Raw genomic sequence first — 20,893 nt, forward strand, 5'->3', positions numbered from 1 at the left:
CTGGGTGAGCCTACATCCCAGCCGTCTCGCGAATCAGCTTGAAGAGCTTGCGGGCGCTGGTCGGCGGCTTGTCGCGCTGACGCTCGCTGCGGGCGTTGCGGATCAACTGGCGCAGCGCCTGGCGGTCGACGTCGGGATACTCGGCGATGAACGCCTCGAGGTCGTCGCTGTCGCCCTCGATCAACTGGTCGCGCCAGCGTTCCAGACGGTGGAAGGCGTGATCGCGGCGCAGCGCTTCCCGGTCGATGGCGTCGAAGGTGGCCTGGATGCCGTCGAGGTCCTCGCGGCGCATCAGCTTGCCGACGTACTGCATGTGGCGGCGGCGACCTTCGTGAGAGCGGATGCGGGCGGTCTCCTCGACCGCGGCGAGCATGTCCTCGGACAGCGGCAGGCGGTCGCGCTGGCCCTCCGGCAGGGCGATGATCCGTTCGCCGAGTTCCTGCAGCGCCTGCATCTCGCGCTTGCGCTGGGACTTGCTCGGCCGTTGCGGTGAGTCGTCGGGCGACTCGATCGAATCGAAAGACATGCCATTTCCATCAGCATTGAAAGGTTGGCGCAGTATACCAGCCAACCCGGTAACAAGGAGATCAGGATGACTCAGGCCTTCGATGCCGCAGCGCAGCAGACGCTGCTGGAGTCTCGCGTGGCCGACGCCCTCGACCAGGCCCGGCAGGCGGGCGCCGACGCCTGCGAGGTGGGCGCCAGCGTCGATCAGGGCGTCGAGATCAGCGTGCGGTTGGGCGATGTCGAGTCCGTGGAGCTGTCACGCGACCAGGGGTTCGCCGTCACCGTCTATCTGGGGCAGCGCAAGGGCAGCGCCTCGTCGTCCGACGCCTCCGAGGAGTCGATCCGCGCGGCGGTCGAGAAGGCGATGGCCATCGCCCGGCATACCGGCGAGGACCCGGCATCGGGGCTGGCCGATGCCGAGCTGATGGCCCGCGAGTTGCCGGATCTCGAGGTCCACCACCCCTGGAATCTGTCCACCGAGGAGGCGATCGAGCTGGCGCTGGCCTGCGAGAGCGCGGGGCGTGACGTCGAGGGGATCGAGAACTCCGAGGGGGCGAGCTTCTCCAGCGGTGAGGGCGTGCGGGTCTACGGCAACAGCCATGGCTTCCTGGGCAGCCAGCGTGGCAGCCGCCATTCGCTGTCCTGCGTGCTGATCGCCCGCGACGCGCGCGGCATGCAGCGCGACTACGACTACACCAGCGAGCGCGACCCGGCGCGCCTGGCATCGCCCGAGACGGTCGGCCGGCGTGCCGCCGAACGCACCCTGCGCCGGCTGGGGGCCGGTCGCCCGCGTACCGGGCGGTTGCCGGTACTGTTCGCGCCCGAGGTCGCCGGGGGCCTGATCGGGCACTTCCTCAACGCCATTGCCGGTGGCGCGCTGTACCGCGATGCGTCCTTCCTGTGCGACAGCCTGGGCGAGCCGCTGTTTCCCGAGTGGTTCACGCTGGTGGAGCGTCCCCGCGAAGTGGGCGGCATGGCGAGCAGCGCCTTCGACAACGACGGGGTCTATACCCGCGACAACGTCTTCGTCGATCGCGGCAAGGTGGCCAGCTACATGCTCTCGGCCTACAGCGCGCGGCGGCTGGGCATGACCACCACCGGCAACGCCGGCGGGGCGCGCAACATTCGTCTCGAGGCGCCGCTGACCGCCCATGACGACCTGCTCGCCCGGATGGGCACCGGCGTGCTGGTCACCGAGCTGATGGGGCAGGGCGTCAATGGCGTCACCGGCGATTATTCACGCGGCGCGGCGGGGTTCTGGGTCGAGAACGGGCGTATCCAGCACCCGGTGGAGGAGTTCACCATCGCCGGCAATCTGCGCGACATGTTCGCCAGCCTGCAGGGATTGGGCGACGACATCGATACCCGCGGCAGCGTGCATACCGGGAGCTGGTTGATCGGCGAGATGACCGTCGCCGGCGACTGAACCGCCGGGCCACGGCCACGGGCGTCATGCTGATGGCTCGTGGCTTGTGGCTCAGAGATAGAACAGCGTCGCCAGCCCTAGAAAGGCCATGAAGCCGACCACATCGGTGACGGTGGTGAGGATCACATTGCCGGAGAGTGCCGGATCGATGTTGAGTTTCTTCAGCACCACCGGCAGCAGGGTGCCGATCAGCGCGGCGATCAGCAGGTTGATGACGATCGCCGCGGCGATGATGCCGCCCAGCGCCAGGTCGTCGAACCAGACCACGGCGACGGCGGCGATCACCAGGGCCCAGAGCAGGCCGTTGAGCACGGCGACCACCAGTTCGCGATTCAGCAGCCACTTGACGTTGCCGCCGGAGACGTGGCCCAGGGCGATGCCGCGGATCAGCACGGTGAGTGTCTGGGAGCCCGCGATGCCGCCCATGCTGGCGACGATCGGCATCAACACGGCCAGCGCCGTGACGCGCTGGATGGTGTCCTCGAACAGGCCGATCACCGCCGCCGCCATGAAGGCGGTGATCAGGTTCACCCCCAGCCATACCGCGCGCCGCCGGCTGGTCCGCCAGGCGGGGGCGAAGGTGTCTTCCTCCTCGTCGAGGCCGGCCATGCTCATCACCTGATGCTCGGCGTTCTCGCGGATCACGTCGACCACGTCGTCGATGGTGATCCGCCCCAGCAGGTGCTGGTCGCCACCGACCACCGGCGCGGAGACCAGGTCGAACTTCTCGAACAGCTTGGCGACCTCGGCATCGGGCGTCATCGCCGGGATGCTCACCATGTCGGTGTCCATCACCTCGCGGACCAGCATCGCGGTATCCGATACCAGCAGGCGGTTGATCGGCAGGCTGCCGATCAGCTTGTCGCTGCGGGTCACCACCAGCAGGGTGTCGGTGGTGTCGGGGAGGCGCTCGTGACGACGCAGGTAGCGCAGCACCACGTCGAGGGTGATGTCGGGACGAATGGTCACCGCATCGGTGTTCATCAGCCCGCCGGCGGTATCCTCGGGGTAGGAGAGCACCGTCTCCAGGCGCTGGCGTTCCTGGGCCTCCATCGAGGCGAGCACTTCCAGGGTGACGGTGTTGGGCAGGCGTTGCAGCAGATCGGCGAGGTCGTCGACGTCGAGCCCCTCGGTCGCCGAGACCAGCTGCTGGGCGTCCATGCGATTGAGGAAGACGGTCTGGATGTCCTCGTTGAGGTACTGGAGGACGTCGCCCTGCAGTTCGGGCTCGACCAGCTCCCAGAGGACCTCGCGCTCCCGCGGCGGCGTGGATTCCAGCAGATGGGCGACGTCGACCGGAGCCAGGCCGCGATTGAGCATGCGCCGTGCCTGATCGAGCGCACCGCTTTCCAGTGCCTCGTTGAGACGTTCCAGACGGGGCTGCAGCCTTTCGGGATTCTTGCTCATGGCGCTCGGCGTCCTCGATCGTCCTGGCGGGTGGGGCGCCATTCTAGCATCGCCGACTGACAGCGGCGCGCTTGCCGGGCGTTCCGGCGGCGGGTCAATGTTCCTCGTCGAAACGCGCCGCGAAGAGCGCCTCGAGGGCCTCCAGGGCGTCCTCGGCCTGGGGGCCTTCGGCCTCGACGGTCAGTCGAGTGCCGCAGGGCGCGGCGAGCATCAAGAGCGACATGATGTTGGCGGCGTCGGCGCTGCGTCCCTGGTGGGCCACGCTGACCCTGGCGTCGTACCCCTGGCAACACTGGACGAGCTTGGTGGCGGCCCGGGCATGCAGGCCGCGCTTGTTGATCAGGGTGAGTTCACGCTGGGGCACGGGCCTCTCCCACTGCCGTCTGGATCCCCAGTTCGCGATGGCGGATGCGAACCTGGAAACGCTCGGTGAAGTGGCGGGCGAGACGCTCCACCATATACACCGAGCGGTGCTGACCGCCGGTACAGCCGATGGCCACCGTCAGGTAACTGCGGTTGCTGGCGCGGTAGGCGGGCAGCCAGCGTTCCAGCCAGCCGCGGATGTCGTCGACCATGGCGGTGACATCGGGGTAGCTCTCGAGGAATTCGACGACCTCGCGGTCGCGGCCGCTGAACGGCCTCAGGCGCGGGTCCCAGAAGGGGTTGGGCAGGCAGCGTGCGTCGAAAACCGTGTCGGCGTCGAGGGGCACGCCGCGCTTGAAGCCGAAGGATTCGAAGGTCAGGGTGAGCCGGTCGCTGCGGTGATGGGCGACCTGTTCGGCGATACGCCCGCGCAGTTCGTGAACCGAGAGTTGCGAGGTGTCGATCACCAGATCGGCGAGATCGCGAATCCGCGACAGGGCGTCCTCCTCGGATTCGATCGCCTCGGCGAGCGTCATCTCGCTGTCGCGGGTCAGCGGGTGGCGGCGGCGAGTCGCCGAATAGCGCTCGAGGAGGATCTTGTCCTCGGCGGTGAGGTAGACCACCTGACAGTCGATACCGCGGCTGCGTACCGTGTCGAGCTGGTCGGGAAAACGCGCGAGGGCGACGGGCAGATTGCGGGCGTCGATGCTCACGGCGATGCTCGAGCGGTCGGTGTCGTCCTGCTGGAGCTCGTCGATCAGGGCGTCGAGGAGCATGGCCGGCAGGTTGTCGATGGCGTAGAAGCCGAGGTCTTCCAGGGCCTGCAGGGCGATCGACTTGCCCGACCCGGAACGACCGCTGATGATCACGAGCTGCATCGAGCGGCTCTCCCTGGTGGCGATGAGTAAGGCGGGGCGACGCGGCGCCCCTGGGAATGTTGACACGTTTCGCGCGTGGCGCGAAGCGGTGTCCGGCCGTCAGGGAGCCTGTCGCGCACTGGCCGACGGGTCGCCCTGGTGGCGGATCGCGTCGAGCAGGATGTCGTAGAGGTCGCGCTGGCTCTCGCTGTGGCGCAGACGACTGCGCGTGTCGGCATCGTTCATGATGCCGGCGACCTGGCCGAGCAGCGCCAGGTGCGTGTCATCCGCTTCCTCGGGAACCAGCAAGACGAAGATCAGATCGACCGGCTCGCCGTCGACCGCATCGAAGTCGATGGGCTCCTGGAGCTTTAGAAAGCCGGCGATCGGGGCCTTGCAGTGCGGATTGCGCGCATGCGGAATGGCGACACCGTTGCCGATGCCGGTACTGCCCAGGCGTTCCCGTCCGATCAGCCGGCTGAAGACTTCCTGGCTGTCGAGGCTGGGCGTGTTCTGCGCGATGAAAGTACTGAAGAACTCCAGTACGCGTTTCTTGCTCCCCCCGGGCACCGCGAACAGGGTGCGCTCGGGGGGAAGGATGGCTTCCAGTGTCATGATGGAGGGGTCAGCGGGCGCCGGCGCCTTGCGCGCGGGCCTGGGCCTTCTCCTTGTGCTTGACGAGCTGGCGGTCGAGCTTGTCGGCCAGCGCGTCGATGGCGGCGTACATGTCCGCATTCTCGGCTTCGGCGTGCAGATCGGCACCGGCGGCGTGCAGGGTACAGGCGGCCTGTTGACGCTCCTTCTCGATCGACAGCGTCACCTGGGCCGTGGTGATGTTGTCGTAATGGCGTTCCAGCCGCATGAGTTTCTCGTTGACGTAGTCACGCAGAGCATCCGTCAGTTCGACGTGATGGCCGGTGATGTTGGCTTGCATGGGCACGCTCCTGTTACCGCGGGTGGTGGCTCGATTGTAACCCTTTTTGCAGCTTAGCAAACCCCCGCGGGATTACCCGAGAGGCAGGCGTGAAATTTGTCGTTCGCGGGCGGGCGTGTCGGCGGGGTGACGGGGAGCGGCACCTTCCCTGTGCCGGGTGGGACGCGGTGTTCAGGCGAGGCGCTTGCGCTCGCTGGAGGAGGGGATGCCCATGGCCTCGCGATACTTGGCCACGGTGCGTCGCGCGACCTGGATGCCGTCCTCGGCGAGCAGGTCGACCAGCTTGCTGTCGGAAAGCGGCTTGCGCGGCGGCTCCTCGCCGATCAGTTTCTTGAGCCGGGCGCGGATGGCGGTGCTGGAGTGCGCGTCGCCTTCGCCGCCGACGTGGCTCGAAAAGAAGTACTTGAGTTCGAAGACGCCGCGCGGGGTATGGATGAACTTCTGGGTGGTCACCCGCGAGATGGTCGATTCGTGCATCTCCACGGCCTGGGCGATGTCGGCGAGGATCAGGGGCTTCATGGCTTCCTCGCCGCGCTCGAGGAAGTCGAGCTGGCGCGTCATGATCTCGCGGCCGACCTTGAGCAGGGTGTCGTTGCGGCTCGACAGGCTCTTGATCAGCCAGCGGGCCTCCTGCAGGTGCTGCTTCATGAAGGTATTGTCGTCGCTCTTGTCGGCGCGGCGGATCAGGGCGGCGTAGTCGGGCTGGATGCGCAGTCGTGGCAGCGCCTCCGGGTTGAGTTCGATGCGCCAGCCGTCGCGCACGTGGCGGGCGAGCAGGTCGGGGATCACGTAGTCGCTGGCACTGTCGTCGAAGGCCTGGCCCGGGCGCGGGTCGAGCGCGCGGATCAGGGCGATCACCGAATCCAGCTGGTCGTCCTCGAGGCGCAGGCGCCGCTTGAGCAGCTTGCGATCGTCACCGGCGAGCGCTTCGAGGAACTGGCGAACCAGGCGCTTGGCCTGGGGCAGCAGCGGCGTGTCGTCGGGCAGGGTGCCGAGCTGGAGCAGCAGGCACTCGCGCAGGTCGCGGGCGAACACCCCGGTCGGGTCGAACTGTTGCAGACGGTAGAGGACCTGCTCGACATCGCTGGCGCGGAGTCCGGCGAGGCCCTGGGCGCGAAGTCCTTCGGCGAGGGCGTCGAGCTCGCCGTCGAGATAGCCGTCGGCGGTGATCGCGTCGATCAGGGTCTCGGCGATCAGCCGCTCGCGGGTGTCGAGATCGGCCATGTCGAGCTGCCAGAGCAGGTGGTCCTGAAGGCTCTCGCCGGCGGCGTTGCGGTCGAAGTCGGGGCCGTCCTCGCTGCGACTGCCGGCCGGCGCGAGGTCCTGATAGGTATCGGACCAGTCGCTGTCGACGCTCAGTTCGTCGGGGATGTCCTGGCTCCAGTCATCCTCGGCCGGTTCGCTGGACGCGGTCTCGCCGAACTCTTCCTCCATCTCGAGCATGGGATTGGACTCGAGCGCCTGCTGGATCTCCTGGCGCAGGTCCAGCGTCGACAGCTGCAGCAACTGGATGGCCTGCTGCAGCTGTGGCGTCATGGTCAACTGGGTGCCGACCCGAAGCTGCAACGTGGGTTTCATAGCCATGGCGAAGAAGCGTCATCGAGAGAATTTGTCGACACGTTATCCTGACGCCGAAAGGCTTGCAAGCCTTAAAGCAATAACCGTGCCACTATTCCGGCGGCCGGCTCGCGGCGATGCCTTGCAAGACGCGGCGCCGAGGCAGGAGGGGCGGGACGGCGCCGGTCGCGACTACAGGCGGAATTCGTTGCCCAGGTAGACCTCGCGGACCTTCTTGCTGGCGAGGATCGCCTCGGCGCCGCCCTCGGCGATGATCTGGCCGTCGCCGACGATGTAGGCCTTGTCGCAGATATCCAGTGTCTCGCGGACGTTGTGATCGGTGATCAGGATGCCGATGCCCCGGTCGCGAAGCTGGCGGATGATGCCCTTGATCTCGCCCACCGAGATCGGATCGACGCCGGCGAACGGCTCGTCGAGCAGGATGAAGGCCGGTTCGGTGGCCAGCGAGCGGGCGATCTCCACGCGGCGGCGTTCGCCGCCGGACAGGCTCATGCCCATGTTGTCGCGAATGTGGTCGATGTGGAACTCCTCGAGCAGGTGCTCGAGCTGCGTCCGGCGGGCGGCCTTGTCGAGATCCCGGCGGGTCTCGAGGATCGCCATGATGTTGTCGGCCACCGAGAGCTTGCGGAAGATCGAGGCCTCCTGAGGGAGGTAGCCGATCCCCGCGCGAGCCCGGTGATGCATGGGCGCCCGGCTGAGGTCCTGGTCGTCGATCGCCACTTCGCCGGCGTCGGCGCGCACCAGCCCCACGATCATGTAGAACGAGGTGGTCTTGCCGGCGCCGTTGGGGCCCAGCAGGCCGACGATGCTGCCCTGACCGATGGTCAGGCTGATGTCCTGGACCACCCGGCGATTCTTGTAGCTCTTGGCCAGATGGCTGGCGGTGAGCGTCTTCATCGCGGACGATTCTCCTCGGTTGTCGGCGCGCGTCATTGCGACGACTTGGGGGTGAGGGTCATGCGCACGCGCTGGTCCTGGCTGCCCTGGGCGTTGGAGCGGGCCTGGACCTTGCGACTGTCGAGATAGTATTCGACATAGGCGCCGTTGAAGGTGTCCTTGGCCTGATGCAGCTCGGCGTGGCCGATCAGTTCGACGCGGCGCGCCCCGGCATGGTAGACGACGGTGTCGCCCCAGCCCTTGACCAGTTCGTCATCGGGGGCCGGGCGCTGCTCGAGGTAGGCGCGCTGCTGCTGGCCGGTGGCGGTGACCCGGGTCACTTCGCCCTGGTCGTTGCGTTCGATCTCGACCCGGTGGGCCTTGAGCACCATGCTGCCCTGCTGCATGTCGACGTTGCCGGTGTAGACGGCGGTGCCGGCGCGGTCGTCGAGCTCGAGGCGATCGGCGGCGACGTTGATGGGTTGGCTGGCATCGCTCTCCAGCGCCATGGCCGATGGCGCGAGCAGGGTCAGCGCGGTCAGGCCGAGTCCGGCGAGGTAGGCTCGCATGGGTATCCTCACTGTTGACTGATCGGCGGGTGAAAACCGTGGACGTCGCCGGCCAGGCGCAGTTGGCCGGTGTCGATCCAGGCGTCGAAGCGCTCGCCGCGGACCCGCTGGCGGTGCTTGTGAAGCACCGTCTCGGTGTCGCTCCAGGCGTGGCGCTGGTCGGCATCGTAGATCAGGGTCTGGCTGTTGATCCGCCACCCTTCACCGGGCGTCTGGAGCTGGGCGTCGCCGGTCAGGATCAGCGGGTTGCCGCCGGTTTCCAGCCTACCCTTGTCGGCGGTGGCGAACCAGACCCGGCCCTTGGCGTCGACGAGCCGCCCGTCCGGGGTGTCGAGGCGGGTCACGTCGTCACCTGGGGTGTGCTCGAGACGCGGTGTGGCGAGGCGCTGGTAGGCCTGGCCCTGGCTGTCGAAGCGCGTCAGCTCGGCGTCTTCGAGGTAGTAGTCGGGCTCGCCGGTCTCGCCCTCGGGGACCGGGCCGGGCGGCGCACTGCCGCGCTGTTCGATGACCGAGAGCACCCCGCCCAGCGCGATCAGCAGCACCACGAGCCACCACTTGGCCGACAGGCGCGGGAGACGCATCGCCATGTCAGGCCTGGCCGTGCAGGTAGGTGTCGAGCACCGACGCCCAGTGGCCCTGGAGCTCGAGCAGGCCGTCGCAGATCTCGCGGACGGCACCGTGGCCGCCGGCGCGCTCGGTCACCCAGACCGCATGCTCGCGGATATAACGCGGGGCGTTGGGTACGCTGATGCCCAGGCCGGCGCGCTTGATGGGCGCCAGGTCGGGCAGGTCGTCGCCGCAGTAGGCGACCTGATGCATCTCCAGACCGAGCCGCTGGATCAGGCGGCGCAGCAGGTCGAGCTTGGCGTCGCTGCCCTGGAAGACGTGCTCGATGCCCAGCGCCGCGGCGCGCCGGGTGACCATCGGCGAATCGCGCCCGGTGATCAGCGCGACCTCGACACCGGCCTGACGCAGCAGCTTGATGCCCTGGCCATCCTGGGTCGAGAAGGCCTTGGTCTCCTGACCGTCGGCCTGGAAATAGAGCTGGCCGTCGGTCATCACGCCGTCCACGTCGAGCGCCAGCAGGCGCACGTGGCGGGCGCGCTCCACGAGGGCGGGATGGTTGAGGCGCGGGTCGAGAACCATGAGTGTCTCCTTGAATTGCGTGACGACGCGACTGGCCTCGCGTGGCGGATGGCTAGATGACGCCGCTGGTCAGCAGGTCGTGCATGTGCAGGGCACCGACCGGGCGGTCCTCGGCGTCGACCACCGCCAGCGCGGTGATGCGGTTGTCCTCCATGAGCTTGACCGCCTGGGCGGCGAGCACGTCGGGACGAATGCGCTTGCCGCCTGGCGTCATCACGTCGTCGACGCGCAGGGCATGCAGGTCGCTGTATTGATCGAGGGTGCGGCGCAGGTCGCCATCGGTGTAGACGCCGCACAACCGGCCCCGGGCGTCGACCACGCAGGTGAAGCCCAGCCCCTTGCGGGTGATCTCGAGCAGTGCGTCGCGCAGCGGGCTGCCGAGTGTCACGCTGGGCAGGCGCTGGCCAGTATGCATGAGGTCCTCGACCTTGAGTAGCAGGCGGCGCCCCAGGCTGCCACCGGGATGCGACAGCGCGAAATCCTCGGCGGTGAAGCCGCGGGCCTCGAGCAGGGCCACGGCGAGCGCGTCGCCGAGGGCCAGGGCGGCGGTGGTCGAGGCGGTGGGAGCCAGGTCCAGCGGACAGGCCTCGCGCTCGACGCCGGCGTCCAGATGGGCCTCGGCATGGCGGGCCAGCGCCGAGGCCGGGCGCCCGGTCATGCTGATCAGGGGGGCGCCCATGCGCTTGAGCAGCGGCAGCAGGGCGGTGATCTCCTGGGTCTCGCCGGAATTCGACAGCGCCAGTACCACGTCGCGGGCGGTGATCATGCCCAGGTCGCCGTGGCTGGCCTCGCCGGGGTGGACGTAGAAGGCCGGGGTCCCGGTGCTGGCCAGGGTGGCGGCGATCTTGCGCGCGATGTGACCCGACTTGCCCATCCCGGTGACCACCACGCGCCCTTCGCAGGCGAGTATCAGCCGGCAGGCGCGGTCGAAGTCCTCCGACAGCTTGGCGTCGAGGGCGGCGATCGCCTGCTGTTCCAGGTGCAGGGTGCGTCGCGCGCTGTCGCGAAAGGCGAACTCGGGATCGATGGTCATGACGGGATCGTGGTTGATGGCGCGCTCGAGGGGGCGCGGGCAGTGAATGGTCGACGTGGTGTCGCGACTGGACGCTCATTAAACGGGCTGCAGGGCGACCATGCAAGCGCCGACGCTCTCGGGCTGGTTGTGCCGTCAATAGTTAGGATACAATGTTCGATAATTTTCGGCCATTGGGTTGCCCAGATGAACGAATCGTTGCTCGTCGAGGTGGAGGGACTGCACTTCTCTCGCGGCGAGAAGGACATCTTTCGCGGCGTCGATCTGCAGGTACCCGAGGGTAAGATCACGGCGATCATGGGTCCGAGCGGCACCGGCAAGACCACGCTGCTCAAGCTGATCGGCGGGCAGCTGTATCCCGATGCCGGGTCGGTGCGCATCGCCGGCGAGGACGTGCACCGGCTCTCGCGGCGCGCGCTGTTCCGGCTGCGCCGCCGGATGGGCATGCTGTTCCAGAGCGGGGCGCTGTTCTCCGATCTGTCGGTGTTCGAGAACGTGGCCTTTCCGCTGCGCGTGCACACCGACCTGCCAGAGGCGATGATCCGCGACATCGTGCTGATGAAGCTCGAGGCGGTGGGCTTGCGCGGGGCGCATAAGCTGATGCCGTCGGAGCTCTCCGGGGGTATGCTGCGGCGTGTCGCGCTGGCCCGGGCGATCGCCCTCGATCCGGACCTGATCCTCTACGACGAGCCCTTCGTCGGCCAGGATCCGATCTCCAAGGGCGTGCTGGTCGAGTTGATCAGGACGGTCAATCAGGCCCTGGGCCTCACCGCCGTGGTCGTGTCCCACGACATCAAGGAGACCCTGTCGATCGCCGACTATGTCTACGTGATCTCCGATGGACAGGTCATGGCGCATGGCACTCCCTCGACGCTCAACGTCGACCAGGACGCGCGCGTGCGCCAGTTCATCCACGGCGAGCCGGACGGGCCGGTACCGTTCCACTATCCGGCCCCGGATTATTTCACCGACATCATGACAGGGAGGGCGACCTCGTGAGTCGTGAACGCGGTGGGCGCCGCTGGCGCCCGCGCAATCCATTGGTCCGCCAGGTCGTCGCGCTGGGGCGCGGGACGCTGAACGTGATCGATGCCCTGGGTCGGGCGGGGATGTTCCTGTTCCTGTCCTGTGTCGGCATCCCTTCGCGGGAGGGCTGGCGGCTGTGGTTGCGTCAGATGCACTTCGTGGGCGTGATGTCGCTGGCCATCGTGCTGGTCTCGGGGCTGTTCATCGGCATGGTGCTGGCCTTGCAGGGCTACACCATCCTGGTCGACTTCGGCGCCGAGGACGCGCTGGGGCAGATGGTCGCGCTGTCGCTGTTGCGTGAGCTGGCGCCGGTGGTCGCGGCGCTGCTGTTCGCCGGGCGTGCCGGTTCGGCGCTGACCGCCGAGATCGGCCTGATGAAGGCGACCGAGCAGCTCACCAGCATGGAGATGATCGGCGTCGACCCGCTGCGGCGAGTGATCGCGCCCCGGTTGTGGGCGGGTTTCGTCTCGTTGCCGTTGCTGACCATCGGCTTCAGTGTGGTGGGCATCTGGGGCGGTTATCTGGTGGGCGTCAAGTGGCTGGGCGTCTTCGAGGGCTCCTACTGGAGCAACATGCAGGACAGCGTGGGCTTCGTCACCGATATCGGCAACGGCCTGATCAAGAGCCTGGTCTTCGCGCTGGTGGTGACCTGGATCGCGGTCTTCCAGGGCTACGACCTGGTGCCCACCTCCGAGGGTATCTCCCGGGCGACCACGCGCACCGTGGTGTATGCCTCGCTGGCGATACTCGGGCTCGACTTCGTGCTCACGGCGATCATGTTTGGAGAGATCGGATGAAACGCAGCAAGATCATGGAATTCGGTGTCGGCCTGTTCATGCTGGCCGGCATCCTGGGGCTGGTGTTCCTGGGGCTGCGTGTCAGTGGCCTGGGAAGTGGCGTCAACGGTGACACCTTCACGCTGCACGCGAATTTCGCCAACATCGGTGGGCTCAAGGTGCGCTCCAAGGTGACCTTGGCCGGTGTCGATGTGGGCCGGGTGACGGACATCGAACTCGATCCCAAGTGGTTCGATGCCCGGGTCACCATGGCGATCGACGACAAGCTCGAGGACAAGGTTCCCCGCGACAGCACGGCGGCGATACTCACCGCCGGGCTGCTCGGCGAGCAGTACGTCGGGCTGTCGCTCGGCGGCGACCCGGACACCCTCAAGGACGGCGACACGATCCGCGACACCCAGCAGGCGCTGGTGCTCGAGGAACTGATTCAGCAGTTCGTGTCGAACATGGTGAAGAAATGATGCGCGGAGGCCATCGATGATGACAGTCAAACGCTTTTCTGGGATGGGGCGCTTTCTGGCCATGAGCCTGTTGCTGCTGGGTCTGCTGGCGTCGGGTGTGACGTTGGCCGCGCAGACGCCCCAGCAGAGCCCCGAGCAGTTGATCCGCAACAGCGTCAACGAGCTGATGGGCAAGATCGAGGGGCGCAAGGACTACTACGCCCAGCATCCCGGCGAGCTGGAATCGCTGGTCGACAACAGTCTCAAGGACATCGCCGACTTCCACTACATCGCCGCCAGCGTGATGGGGCGCTATTTCCGCGCTGCCACCCCGGCGCAGCGTTCGCGGTTCGCCGATACCTTCCGCCAGACGCTGATCGATACCTACGCCAAGGGGCTGGTGACCTTCGACTATCGCGACCTGCGCGTGCTCGATGGCTCGAGCGGCCGCTACGACGATCAGGCGAGCGTCGACATGGAAGTGGTCGCCGAGGATGGCAAGGTCTATCCGGTGAGCTACACGCTGCGGCTCGACGACGGTCAGTGGAAGGTCGTCAACGTGATCGTCAACGGCATCAACCTGGGGCTGACGTTCCGCAACCAGTTCGATCAGGCGATGCGCGATAACAACCGCGATTACGACGCGGTGATCGACGGCTGGTCGCCGAACGTGGGGACCGACGAGCTGGAAAAGGGGAGTCAGGGGTGAAACGACTCCTCGACCAGCCCGAGGCGCGCCTCGAGGTCGACGAGGAGAGCGCCACCCTGGCCGCCAGCGGCGACGCCGACTTCGAGGTCGCCGCGGCGCTCGCCGCCCGGGGCTGCGAGTGGCTGGAGGCGCGCCCGCCGGGCAGTGCGGTGTGCTTCGATCTGTGCGGCGTCAGCCGGGTCAGCAGCGCGGCGATCAGTGTCGTCCTCGAGTGGCTGCGCTGCGCGCGACGCCAGCAGCTCGAGGTGACGACGGTACGGCTCTCGGCGCCACTGGCGAGGCTGACCGACATGGCCGGCCTCGATCTGCTCTTTCCCCACCTCGAGAAGCCCACCTGACGGCTTTCCCATCGCCATCGACGGCGCTTTTCATTACCATGGGCGGTCATTGATCCTGAGCCCGTTGCCGGCATCCGGTGACGGGCCCCATTCTTTCGACAGGAGTCGTCACGACCCATGCAACCCAACGACGTCAAGGAGCTGCTCGAAGCGCGCATCGACGGTTGCGAGTTCCATATCCAGGGCGAAGGCTGCAACTTCCAGGTCATCGCCGTGGGCGATGTCTTCGACGGACTCGGCCCGGTCAAGCGTCAGCAACTGATCTACTCGGCGCTTTCCGACGAGATCGCCAGCGGCGCGTTGCACGCCGTGAGCATCAAGACCTACACGCCGACGCAATGGCAGGCGGCGCCCGAGAACCCCCGCACTGAGTGACCTCCACGCATGGACAAGCTGATCATCACCGGCAACGGCCCGCTCGAGGGTGAGGTCTGGGCGAGCGGGGCCAAGAACTCGGCATTGCCGATCCTGGCGGCCACGCTGCTCGCCGACGAGCCCGTCACCATCGGCAACCTGCCGCACCTGCAGGACATCACCACCACGCTGGAGTTGCTCGCCCACATGGGCGTCGAGCCGGTGATGGGTGAAAAGATGACCATTCAGCTGGATGGCTCCCAGGTTCGCGACAGCCATGCGCCCTACGAGCTGGTCAAGAAGATGCGCGCCTCGATCCTGGTGCTCGGTCCGCTGCTGGCGCACTTCGGCAAGGCCGATGTCTCGTTGCCCGGCGGCTGCGCCATCGGCACCCGCCCCGTCGACCTGCACATTCAGGGGCTCAAGGCGATGGGCGCCGACATTCGCGTCGAGAATGGCTACATTCGCGCGCGGGTGGATGGCCGCCTGACGGGCGCGACGATCATCTTCGATACCGTGACGGTGACCGGCACCGAGAACCTGCTGATGGCGGCGGCGCTGGCCGAGGGCACGACGCTGCTCGAGAATGCCGCCCGCGAGCCCGAGGTGGTGGATCTGGCCGAGTGCCTGATCAAGATGGGCGCCAGGATTCGCGGACACGGCACCGACACCATCGTCGTCGAGGGCGTCGAGCGGTTGCACGGTTGTCACTACGAGGTGATGCCCGACCGCATCGAGACCGGCACCTTCCTGGTCGCCGCGGCGGCCACCGGCGGCCACGTGCGGGTGCGCAACACCCGCGCCGATATCCTCGAGGCGGTACTCGCCAAGCTCGAGGAGGCCGGCGGCATGGTTCGCCATGAAGCGGACTGGATCGAGCTCGACATGCAGGGGCGCCGGCCGCGCGCGGTCAGCGTGCGCACCGCGCCCTATCCGGCGTTCCCCACCGACATGCAGGCCCAGTTCGTGGCGCTCAACAGCGTCGCCCAGGGCACCGGTCGCGTCGTCGAGACGATCTTCGAGAACCGCTTCATGCACGTCCAGGAGCTCAAGCGGATGGGTGCGGACATCGCCCTGGAGGGCAACACCGCGGTGGTGACCGGCGTCGAGCGGCTGTCGGGGGCGCCGGTGATGGCCACCGACCTGCGCGCCTCGGCCAGCCTGGTGGTGGCGGCGATGATCGCCGAGGGCGAGACGCTGGTCGATCGTATCTATCACATCGATCGCGGCTACGAGTGCATCGAGGAGAAGCTCCAGCTCCTGGGTGCCCGGATCCGGCGCGTGCCCGGCCACTGAGGCAGCGGGGCGGCCCGGCTGACGTCCGATGACGCCAGCCGGGTCAGAACTTCCCAACAAACGCGGTTGTCGCAATGTCGAAGCAATTGATCGTCGCCCTGTCGAAGGGCCGAATTCTCGAGGAAACCCTGCCGTTGCTCGCCGACGCCGGCATCGAGCCGGTCGAGGACCTGGGCAAGAGCCGCAAGCTGTTGTTCGATACCAATCTGGCCAACGTCAAGCTGGTGGTGATCCGGGCCACCGACGTGCCCACCTATGTGCAGATGGGCGCTGCCGACCTGGGCGTGGCCGGCAAGGACGTGCTGCTCGAGCACGGGGCCGAGGGGCTCTACGAGCCGCTGGACCTGGAGATCGCCCGCTGCCGGCTGATGACCGCCGGCGTGGTCGGCGCGCCGCCGGTACAGGCACGGCGCCGGGTGGCGACCAAGTTCGTCAATGTCGCGCGGCGCTACTATGCCGAGCAGGGCATCCAGGCCGAGGTGATCAAGCTCTATGGCGCCATGGAACTGGCCCCGCTGATGAACCTGGCCGATGAGATCGTCGACATCGTCGATACCGGCAACACCCTGCGGGCCAATGGCATGGAACCCCGCGAGCTGATCGCCGAGATCAGCACCCGGCTGGTGGTCAACAAGGCCGCGATGACCATGAAGCACGAGCACCTGAAGCCGTTGATCGAGCGCCTGCGCAGTGCCGTGACGGCGCGCAGCGCCACGCCCGCCGGTTGAGCCAGCGCCGCCAACGGTTCGTCATGAGAGGACCCGCCACGATGGCCGAGAGTGCAGTACCGAATTTCACCATGCCCCGCCTGGACACCCGCGATGCCGACTTCGAGGCGTTGCTGGGGGCGCTGCTGGACTGGGAGGGCGTCTCCGATGCCGAGGTCCAGCAGCGGGTGGCGGAGATCATCGCCGCCGTGCGCGAACGCGGCGATGCCGCGCTGGTCGAGCTGACCGGGCGCCTGGACCGTCTGTCGGTGAGCGACATGGCGGCGCTGACCCTCAGCGCCGAACGCCTGGCCGAGGCCTATGCCGGGCTGCCCGACGAGCAGCGCGAGGCGCTGAGCCATGCCGCCGAGCGCATCCGCACCTACCATCAGCATCAGAAGCCCGAATCGTGGCGCTACACCGAGGCCGACGGCAGCGTGCTGGGCCAGCAGATCACGCCGCTGGACCGTGCCGGCATCTATGTACCGGGCGGCAAGGCCGCCTATCCCTCGTCGGTGCTGATGAACGCGATCCCGGCGCATGTCGCCGGGGTGCGCGAGATCGTCATGGTGGTACCGACGCCGGACGGCGTGGTCAACGAACTGGTTCTCGCCGCGGCGCACCTGGCCGGGGTCGACAAGGTCTTCACCCTGGGCGGCGCCCAGGCGGTGGCGGCGCTGGCCTACGGCACCGAGAGCGTGCCGCGGGTCGACAAGATCGTCGGTCCGGGCAACATCTACGTCGCCACCGCCAAGCGGGCGGTATTCGGCCAGGTGGGTATCGACATGATCGCCGGGCCGTCCGAGATCCTGGTGGTCTCCGACGGCGGCACCGATCCCGAGTGGCTGGCGATGGACCTGTTTTCCCAGGCCGAACACGACGAGGACGCCCAGGCGATACTGCTGAGCTGGGACGACGCCCACCTGGACGCCGTCGAGGCGGCGATCGAGCGGCTGTTGCCGACCCTGGAGCGTGCGCCGATCGTGCGTGCCTCGCTGGAGTCGCGCGGCGCCTTGATCCGCTGCCGGGATCGCGACGAGGCCCTGGCGCTGGTCAATCGCATCGCCCCGGAACACCTCGAGCTGTCGGTCGAGGATCCCGACGCGTTGCTGCCGCAGGTGCGTCACGCCGGGGCGGTCTTCATGGGACGCTACACCGCCGAGGCGCTGGGCGATTACTGCGCCGGTCCCAATCACGTGCTGCCCACCTCCGGCACCGCGCGTTTCTCGTCGCCGCTGGGCGTCTACGACTTCCAGAAGCGCTCGTCGATCATCCACTGTTCCGCCGAGGGGGCGTCGGCGCTGGGGCGCACGGCCTCGGTGCTGGCACGCGGCGAATCGCTGACCGCCCACGCGCGCTCCGCGGAGAACCGCATCGTGCCGAAGACCTGATCGGCAGGCAGGGGTGTGTGGTGATCGCAACGCCGGGCCCGGGCCCGGCGTTTTCGTGTCAGGCGGGATTGCCGGGACTGCCCGGCGTCGGCCGTTCGCCGACCTGGATGTCGACCTGCTTGCGTTCGCCACCGCGGATGATCGTCACCGGCAGGCTGGCGCCGGGCTTGACCTCGGCGATGTCGGCCATGGCCGCACGGGGGTCGATGATCGGCTTGCCGTCGATGGTGGTCATCACGTCGCCGGGTTGCAGGCCCGCCTTGTCCCCCGGTCCGCCGGGAAACACGCTGGAGATCACCACGCCCTGGGCCGCCTTGAGACCGAACGAGGTGGCCAGATTGGCGGTGATCTCCTGCACCTCGATGCCCAGCCAGCCGCGGATCACCCGGCCATGCTGGATGATCTGCTTGAGAATCTCCCGGGCGAGATTGGTGGGGATGGCGAAGCCGATACCCTGGGAGCCTCCCGAACGCGAGAAGATCGCGGTGTTGATGCCCTCCAGGGCGCCGTCGGCATTGACCAGGGCGCCGCCGGAATTGCCGGGGTTGATCGCCGCGTCGGTCTGGATGAAATCCTCGTAGGCGGACAGGCCCAGGTGGTTGCGGCCGGTGGCGCTGATGATGCCCATGGTCACGGTCTGGCCGACCCCGAAGGGGTTGCCGATCGCCAGACTGATGTCGCCCACCGCGATGCGCTCGGAGTCGGCCATGCGGATCACCGGCAGGTCGTCGAGGTCGATCTTGAGCACCGCCAGGTCGCTTTCGGGGTCGGTGCCGATCAGCGTGGCCAGGGTTTCACGGCCGTCGCGCAGCGCGACCTGGATCTGGTCGGCGCCCTGGATGACGTGGTTGTTGGTCAGTACGTAGCCCTCTTCGCTGACGATCACCCCGGAGCCGAGGCTCGACAGCAGGCGCTGGCGCCGTGGCATGTTCTCGCCGAAGAACTGCCGGAAGAAGGGGTCGGACATCAGCGGGTGCTGTTCGCGTTCGACGACCCGCGAGGAGTAGACGTTGACCACTGCCGGAGCGGCCTGCTCGACGGCGTCGGCATAGCTGACCGGGCCGTCGCCGCGCTGCAGGGGGGCGGCCTCGCGCAGTTGCGGGGCGGGGCGCGAGACGTCGACGTCGGCGACCGGCGCGGCGGCGGGATCGCGCGTGTCGCTCTTGGTCTCTTTCGTCGCGGATGGCGAGGACGACGGGGTGCCGAGCAGTTGCGGAAACTCGTGGAGCAGGACGATGGCCAGCAGCACACCGGTGATCACCGGCCAGACGAGGGGCATCACGAAGCGACGCATGAAGAATCCTTGAAACAGGGGGCCGCCAGCGCCGCGTTTCTCGAAGCCGACGGGTGCAGCCATTACAATGGCGGCATTGTATCACTGCCACTGGCCGAATGCCTGGAGGAACCATGATCGCACGTGACCGGCTGGTCGACGCCTGTACGCAACTGCTCCACCCGGATCGCTTCAAGGACTACACCCTCAACGGGCTGCAGGTCGCCGGGCGCGAGCGGGTGCAGCGCGTGCTCAGCGGGGTCACGGCCTGTCAGGCGCTGCTCGACGAGGCGGTGGCCTGGGAGGCCGACCTGATCCTCGTCCACCACGGCTACTTCTGGAAGAACGAGCCGGTGGCGATCACCGGCATGAAACAGCGTCGCCTGGCCACGCTCCTCAGGCACGACATCAATCTGCTGGCCTATCATCTGCCGCTCGACGCCCACGCCACGCTGGGCAACAACGCCTGTCTCGGCGACAGGCTGGGGCTGCGGGCGACGGCCTGTGCCGACGGCGAACTCGGCGAGGGCCTGCTCTGGCTGGGCGAGCCCGCCGAACCGCGGGACACGCCGGCCATGGCGCGGTATCTGGAGGCCGTGCTGGGACGGGCGCCGACCACCGTGCAGGGCCACGAGCGGGCGATCCGGCGAATCGCCTGGTGCACGGGGGGCGCCCAGGACATGATCGCCTCGGCCGCCGAGGCCGGCGCGGACGCCTTCATCTCCGGCGAGATCTCCGAGCGGACCACGCATCAGGCCCGCGAGATGGGCATCAGCTACTTCGCGGCCGGCCACCACGCCACCGAGCGTTACGGCGTTCAGGCGCTGGGGGCGAGGCTCGCCGAGGAGCTGGGCATCGAGCACCGCTTCGTGGACATCGACAATCCGGCATGAGCCGGCGCCCACGAGGCGCCGGGATCAGTAGCGAACCGGGGGCTCGGTGGTGGCGGTCTCGTGCTTGCGCTGCAGGCCGAAATCCTCGGAGAGGGTGCCGCGGCCGTCGTCCGCATAGTCGCGTGGGGTGGCGGGCGACGACTCGTCGTCGCTGGTGGTGTCGCCCTGACCGGCGAGGCGGCGCTTGAGCTGCTGATCGTCGCAGAGACGCTCGGCGCCCTGGGCGAGTTGCTGCTCGAGCTCGTGGCTCTGGCGCTGGATGCTGGTGACGAGATCGGCGGCCCGGGCGAAATGGTCGTTGAGGCTGCCCTTCATCTGGTTGAGTTCCAGTTCGGTCTCGGCCAGGCGCTGGCGCGTCTTCTGATTGCGCGCGACGTTGGCGTTGAGCAGATGGTAGCCCAGTGCGCCGACGCCGATGCCGGCTAGAAAGCTGGCGATGGCCAGGATCCAGTCGATGTTACCTTGGTACACGTCGTTCCCCTTGTTTGCTCTCACTGCCACGCCGGCGACGATGGCAACCCTCGGGCGCGGCTGGGCGCCCGGGCGGGTTCATTATACGGGGCAGGGCTGGATCGCGGTCAACGCATGCGACCCGGGCCCATGCGAGAAACGCCCCCGGTGCGTATAATGGCCGGCTCATCGATCGCAGCCCGAGGATCTTTCGACGCTCATGTCAGCGCCCACATCGACTTCATCCGCCGGCCAGGCTGCCGGGACGCGCACGCCGCTCGAGCGCTATCGTGCCGACCTGCAGCGCGAGGGTTTCCAGTACGATGCCGCGCAGGAGCGCGCCGTCGAGCATCTCCAGCGCCTGCATGACGAGCTGATCAACACCCCGCGCCGCGCGCTGGCGCCGGCGAGTGCGGACCACGGCCTGAAATCGCGGGTCGCGCGGTTGTTCGGCAAGCGGGAGGAAACGCCGCCGCGCGCTGAGGTGCCTGATGTTCGGGGGCTCTACTTCTGGGGTGGGGTG

Annotated in this window: 26 protein-coding genes; 12 read left to right on the forward strand and 14 right to left on the reverse strand. The window is 67.7% G+C overall.

Annotated elements, in window-relative coordinates; genetic code table 11:
• Positions 1–10: 10 nt before the first annotated feature.
• On the reverse strand, positions 11–526 hold the full coding sequence (gene yjgA, locus D0901_RS19060) for a ribosome biogenesis factor YjgA (RefSeq protein WP_129141887.1): 516 nt from the start codon (positions 524–526) through the stop codon (positions 11–13).
• 66 nt (positions 527–592) lie between these two features.
• Here yjgA and pmbA point away from each other — a divergent pair, with 66 nt between their 5' ends.
• Positions 593–1,933 carry a metalloprotease PmbA gene (pmbA, locus tag D0901_RS19065; protein WP_129141888.1) on the forward strand — a complete coding sequence of 447 codons (1,341 nt, stop codon included), beginning with the start codon at positions 593–595 and terminating at the stop codon, positions 1,931–1,933.
• A gap of 51 nt (positions 1,934–1,984) precedes the next feature.
• On the opposite strand, the gene mgtE is transcribed toward pmbA, so the two are convergent.
• The 11 genes from mgtE to D0901_RS19120 form a co-directional block, all read right to left on the reverse strand.
• Entirely contained in the window at positions 1,985–3,340 is a 1,356-nt protein-coding gene (gene mgtE, locus D0901_RS19070) for a magnesium transporter (RefSeq protein WP_129141889.1), read from the reverse strand.
• Between the two features lie 94 nt (positions 3,341–3,434).
• Positions 3,435–3,704, reverse strand: coding sequence for an HPr family phosphocarrier protein (locus D0901_RS19075; protein WP_129141890.1), 270 nt, complete (start codon positions 3,702–3,704; stop codon positions 3,435–3,437).
• Positions 3,691–4,581: an RNase adapter RapZ gene (gene rapZ, locus D0901_RS19080; RefSeq protein ID WP_129141891.1), complete on the reverse strand. Its 891-nt coding sequence runs from the start codon at positions 4,579–4,581 to the stop codon at positions 3,691–3,693. The genes D0901_RS19075 and rapZ overlap by 14 nt, the downstream gene beginning before the upstream one ends.
• Positions 4,582–4,680: 99 nt before the next feature.
• Positions 4,681–5,175, reverse strand: a complete 495-nt coding sequence (gene ptsN / locus D0901_RS19085; protein WP_129141892.1) for a PTS IIA-like nitrogen regulatory protein PtsN — start codon at positions 5,173–5,175, stop codon at positions 4,681–4,683.
• A 10-nt stretch (positions 5,176–5,185) separates the two neighbouring features.
• A complete protein-coding gene (gene hpf, locus D0901_RS19090) occupies positions 5,186–5,494 on the reverse strand; it encodes a ribosome hibernation-promoting factor, HPF/YfiA family (protein ID WP_129141893.1) in 309 nt (102 codons plus the stop codon).
• A gap of 171 nt (positions 5,495–5,665) precedes the next feature.
• Complete coding sequence (locus D0901_RS19095) at positions 5,666–7,078, reverse strand: RNA polymerase factor sigma-54 (RefSeq protein ID WP_129141894.1); 1,413 nt, start codon at positions 7,076–7,078, stop codon at positions 5,666–5,668.
• A 165-nt stretch (positions 7,079–7,243) separates the two neighbouring features.
• Positions 7,244–7,969: an LPS export ABC transporter ATP-binding protein gene (lptB, locus tag D0901_RS19100; RefSeq protein ID WP_129141895.1), complete on the reverse strand. Its 726-nt coding sequence runs from the start codon at positions 7,967–7,969 to the stop codon at positions 7,244–7,246.
• 32 nt (positions 7,970–8,001) lie between these two features.
• The gene (lptA, locus tag D0901_RS19105; RefSeq protein WP_129141896.1) at positions 8,002–8,517 is read right to left on the reverse strand and encodes a lipopolysaccharide transport periplasmic protein LptA; all 516 of its coding nucleotides are present in this window, start codon (positions 8,515–8,517) and stop codon (positions 8,002–8,004) included.
• Between the two features lie 8 nt (positions 8,518–8,525).
• Positions 8,526–9,104 (reverse strand): LPS export ABC transporter periplasmic protein LptC, encoded by a 579-nt coding sequence (gene lptC, locus D0901_RS19110; RefSeq protein WP_129141897.1) that lies wholly within the window; start codon positions 9,102–9,104, stop codon positions 8,526–8,528.
• 1 nt (position 9,105) lies between these two features.
• Complete coding sequence (locus D0901_RS19115; RefSeq protein WP_129141898.1) at positions 9,106–9,663, reverse strand: KdsC family phosphatase; 558 nt, start codon at positions 9,661–9,663, stop codon at positions 9,106–9,108.
• 52 nt (positions 9,664–9,715) lie between these two features.
• Complete coding sequence (locus D0901_RS19120) at positions 9,716–10,696, reverse strand: KpsF/GutQ family sugar-phosphate isomerase (protein WP_129141899.1); 981 nt, start codon at positions 10,694–10,696, stop codon at positions 9,716–9,718.
• Between the two features lie 186 nt (positions 10,697–10,882).
• Between D0901_RS19120 and D0901_RS19125 the strand changes: the two genes are divergently transcribed.
• The 9 genes from D0901_RS19125 (at position 10,883) to hisD (ending at position 17,754) form a co-directional block, all read left to right on the forward strand.
• Positions 10,883–11,695 (forward strand): ATP-binding cassette domain-containing protein, encoded by an 813-nt coding sequence (locus tag D0901_RS19125; protein WP_129141900.1) that lies wholly within the window; start codon positions 10,883–10,885, stop codon positions 11,693–11,695.
• Positions 11,696–11,757: 62 nt separating this feature from the next.
• Complete coding sequence (mlaE, locus tag D0901_RS19130) at positions 11,758–12,519, forward strand: lipid asymmetry maintenance ABC transporter permease subunit MlaE (protein ID WP_425256197.1); 762 nt, start codon at positions 11,758–11,760, stop codon at positions 12,517–12,519.
• Positions 12,516–12,980, forward strand: a complete 465-nt coding sequence (gene mlaD / locus D0901_RS19135) for an outer membrane lipid asymmetry maintenance protein MlaD (RefSeq protein ID WP_129141901.1) — start codon at positions 12,516–12,518, stop codon at positions 12,978–12,980. Before mlaE ends, mlaD begins: the two co-directional genes overlap by 4 nt.
• 16 nt (positions 12,981–12,996) lie before the next feature.
• Positions 12,997–13,668 (forward strand): MlaC/ttg2D family ABC transporter substrate-binding protein, encoded by a 672-nt coding sequence (locus D0901_RS19140; RefSeq protein ID WP_129141902.1) that lies wholly within the window; start codon positions 12,997–12,999, stop codon positions 13,666–13,668.
• On the forward strand, positions 13,665–14,006 hold the full coding sequence (locus tag D0901_RS19145) for an STAS domain-containing protein (protein WP_129141903.1): 342 nt from the start codon (positions 13,665–13,667) through the stop codon (positions 14,004–14,006). The genes D0901_RS19140 and D0901_RS19145 overlap by 4 nt, the downstream gene beginning before the upstream one ends.
• Positions 14,007–14,123: 117 nt before the next feature.
• Entirely contained in the window at positions 14,124–14,381 is a 258-nt protein-coding gene (locus tag D0901_RS19150; RefSeq protein WP_129141904.1) for a BolA family protein, read from the forward strand.
• Between the two features lie 9 nt (positions 14,382–14,390).
• Complete coding sequence (gene murA / locus D0901_RS19155; protein ID WP_129141905.1) at positions 14,391–15,656, forward strand: UDP-N-acetylglucosamine 1-carboxyvinyltransferase; 1,266 nt, start codon at positions 14,391–14,393, stop codon at positions 15,654–15,656.
• Positions 15,657–15,730: 74 nt separating this feature from the next.
• Complete coding sequence (gene hisG / locus D0901_RS19160) at positions 15,731–16,384, forward strand: ATP phosphoribosyltransferase (RefSeq protein ID WP_129141906.1); 654 nt, start codon at positions 15,731–15,733, stop codon at positions 16,382–16,384.
• A 41-nt stretch (positions 16,385–16,425) separates the two neighbouring features.
• A complete protein-coding gene (gene hisD / locus D0901_RS19165) occupies positions 16,426–17,754 on the forward strand; it encodes a histidinol dehydrogenase (protein ID WP_129141907.1) in 1,329 nt (442 codons plus the stop codon).
• 58 nt (positions 17,755–17,812) lie between these two features.
• On the opposite strand, the gene D0901_RS19170 is transcribed toward hisD, so the two are convergent.
• On the reverse strand, positions 17,813–19,048 hold the full coding sequence (locus tag D0901_RS19170; protein WP_129141908.1) for a Do family serine endopeptidase: 1,236 nt from the start codon (positions 19,046–19,048) through the stop codon (positions 17,813–17,815).
• Positions 19,049–19,161: 113 nt separating this feature from the next.
• Here D0901_RS19170 and D0901_RS19175 point away from each other — a divergent pair, with 113 nt between their 5' ends.
• On the forward strand, positions 19,162–19,920 hold the full coding sequence (locus D0901_RS19175) for a Nif3-like dinuclear metal center hexameric protein (RefSeq protein ID WP_129141909.1): 759 nt from the start codon (positions 19,162–19,164) through the stop codon (positions 19,918–19,920).
• 24 nt (positions 19,921–19,944) lie between these two features.
• Here D0901_RS19175 and D0901_RS19180 read toward each other — a convergent pair whose 3' ends face one another.
• The gene (locus D0901_RS19180; RefSeq protein ID WP_129141910.1) at positions 19,945–20,391 is read right to left on the reverse strand and encodes a Z-ring associated ZapG family protein; all 447 of its coding nucleotides are present in this window, start codon (positions 20,389–20,391) and stop codon (positions 19,945–19,947) included.
• 199 nt (positions 20,392–20,590) lie between these two features.
• Here D0901_RS19180 and zapE point away from each other — a divergent pair.
• Positions 20,591–20,893, forward strand: a 303-nt coding sequence (gene zapE, locus D0901_RS19185; protein ID WP_129141911.1) for an AFG1/ZapE family ATPase, incomplete at its 3' end; no start/stop codon positions are given.

It is taken from the genome of Modicisalibacter coralii (assembly GCF_004117855.1).
Lineage (GTDB): Bacteria > Pseudomonadota > Gammaproteobacteria > Pseudomonadales > Halomonadaceae > Modicisalibacter > Modicisalibacter coralii.

Excerpts from the sequence above, each read along its gene's own strand:
- D0901_RS19140 (WP_129141902.1), top strand. The coding sequence starts at position 12,997 with ATGATGACAGTCAAACGCTTTTCTGGGATGGGGCGCTTTCTGGCCATG.
- yjgA (WP_129141887.1), bottom strand. The coding sequence starts at position 526 with ATGTCTTTCGATTCGATCGAGTCGCCCGACGACTCACCGCAACGGCCG.
- lptC (WP_129141897.1), bottom strand. The coding sequence starts at position 9,104 with ATGGCGATGCGTCTCCCGCGCCTGTCGGCCAAGTGGTGGCTCGTGGTG.
- lptB (WP_129141895.1), bottom strand. The coding sequence starts at position 7,969 with ATGAAGACGCTCACCGCCAGCCATCTGGCCAAGAGCTACAAGAATCGC.
- D0901_RS19095 (WP_129141894.1), bottom strand. The coding sequence starts at position 7,078 with ATGGCTATGAAACCCACGTTGCAGCTTCGGGTCGGCACCCAGTTGACC.
- rapZ (WP_129141891.1), bottom strand. The coding sequence starts at position 4,581 with ATGCAGCTCGTGATCATCAGCGGTCGTTCCGGGTCGGGCAAGTCGATC.
- hisG (WP_129141906.1), top strand. The coding sequence starts at position 15,731 with ATGTCGAAGCAATTGATCGTCGCCCTGTCGAAGGGCCGAATTCTCGAG.
- hisD (WP_129141907.1), top strand. The coding sequence starts at position 16,426 with ATGGCCGAGAGTGCAGTACCGAATTTCACCATGCCCCGCCTGGACACC.
- lptA (WP_129141896.1), bottom strand. The coding sequence starts at position 8,517 with ATGCGAGCCTACCTCGCCGGACTCGGCCTGACCGCGCTGACCCTGCTC.
- D0901_RS19120 (WP_129141899.1), bottom strand. The coding sequence starts at position 10,696 with ATGACCATCGATCCCGAGTTCGCCTTTCGCGACAGCGCGCGACGCACC.
- D0901_RS19125 (WP_129141900.1), top strand. The coding sequence starts at position 10,883 with ATGAACGAATCGTTGCTCGTCGAGGTGGAGGGACTGCACTTCTCTCGC.
- murA (WP_129141905.1), top strand. The coding sequence starts at position 14,391 with ATGGACAAGCTGATCATCACCGGCAACGGCCCGCTCGAGGGTGAGGTC.
- hpf (WP_129141893.1), bottom strand. The coding sequence starts at position 5,494 with ATGCAAGCCAACATCACCGGCCATCACGTCGAACTGACGGATGCTCTG.
- D0901_RS19150 (WP_129141904.1), top strand. The coding sequence starts at position 14,124 with ATGCAACCCAACGACGTCAAGGAGCTGCTCGAAGCGCGCATCGACGGT.
- ptsN (WP_129141892.1), bottom strand. The coding sequence starts at position 5,175 with ATGACACTGGAAGCCATCCTTCCCCCCGAGCGCACCCTGTTCGCGGTG.
- D0901_RS19175 (WP_129141909.1), top strand. The coding sequence starts at position 19,162 with ATGATCGCACGTGACCGGCTGGTCGACGCCTGTACGCAACTGCTCCAC.
- mgtE (WP_129141889.1), bottom strand. The coding sequence starts at position 3,340 with ATGAGCAAGAATCCCGAAAGGCTGCAGCCCCGTCTGGAACGTCTCAAC.
- D0901_RS19115 (WP_129141898.1), bottom strand. The coding sequence starts at position 9,663 with ATGGTTCTCGACCCGCGCCTCAACCATCCCGCCCTCGTGGAGCGCGCC.
- mlaD (WP_129141901.1), top strand. The coding sequence starts at position 12,516 with ATGAAACGCAGCAAGATCATGGAATTCGGTGTCGGCCTGTTCATGCTG.
- pmbA (WP_129141888.1), top strand. The coding sequence starts at position 593 with ATGACTCAGGCCTTCGATGCCGCAGCGCAGCAGACGCTGCTGGAGTCT.
- D0901_RS19170 (WP_129141908.1), bottom strand. The coding sequence starts at position 19,048 with ATGCGTCGCTTCGTGATGCCCCTCGTCTGGCCGGTGATCACCGGTGTG.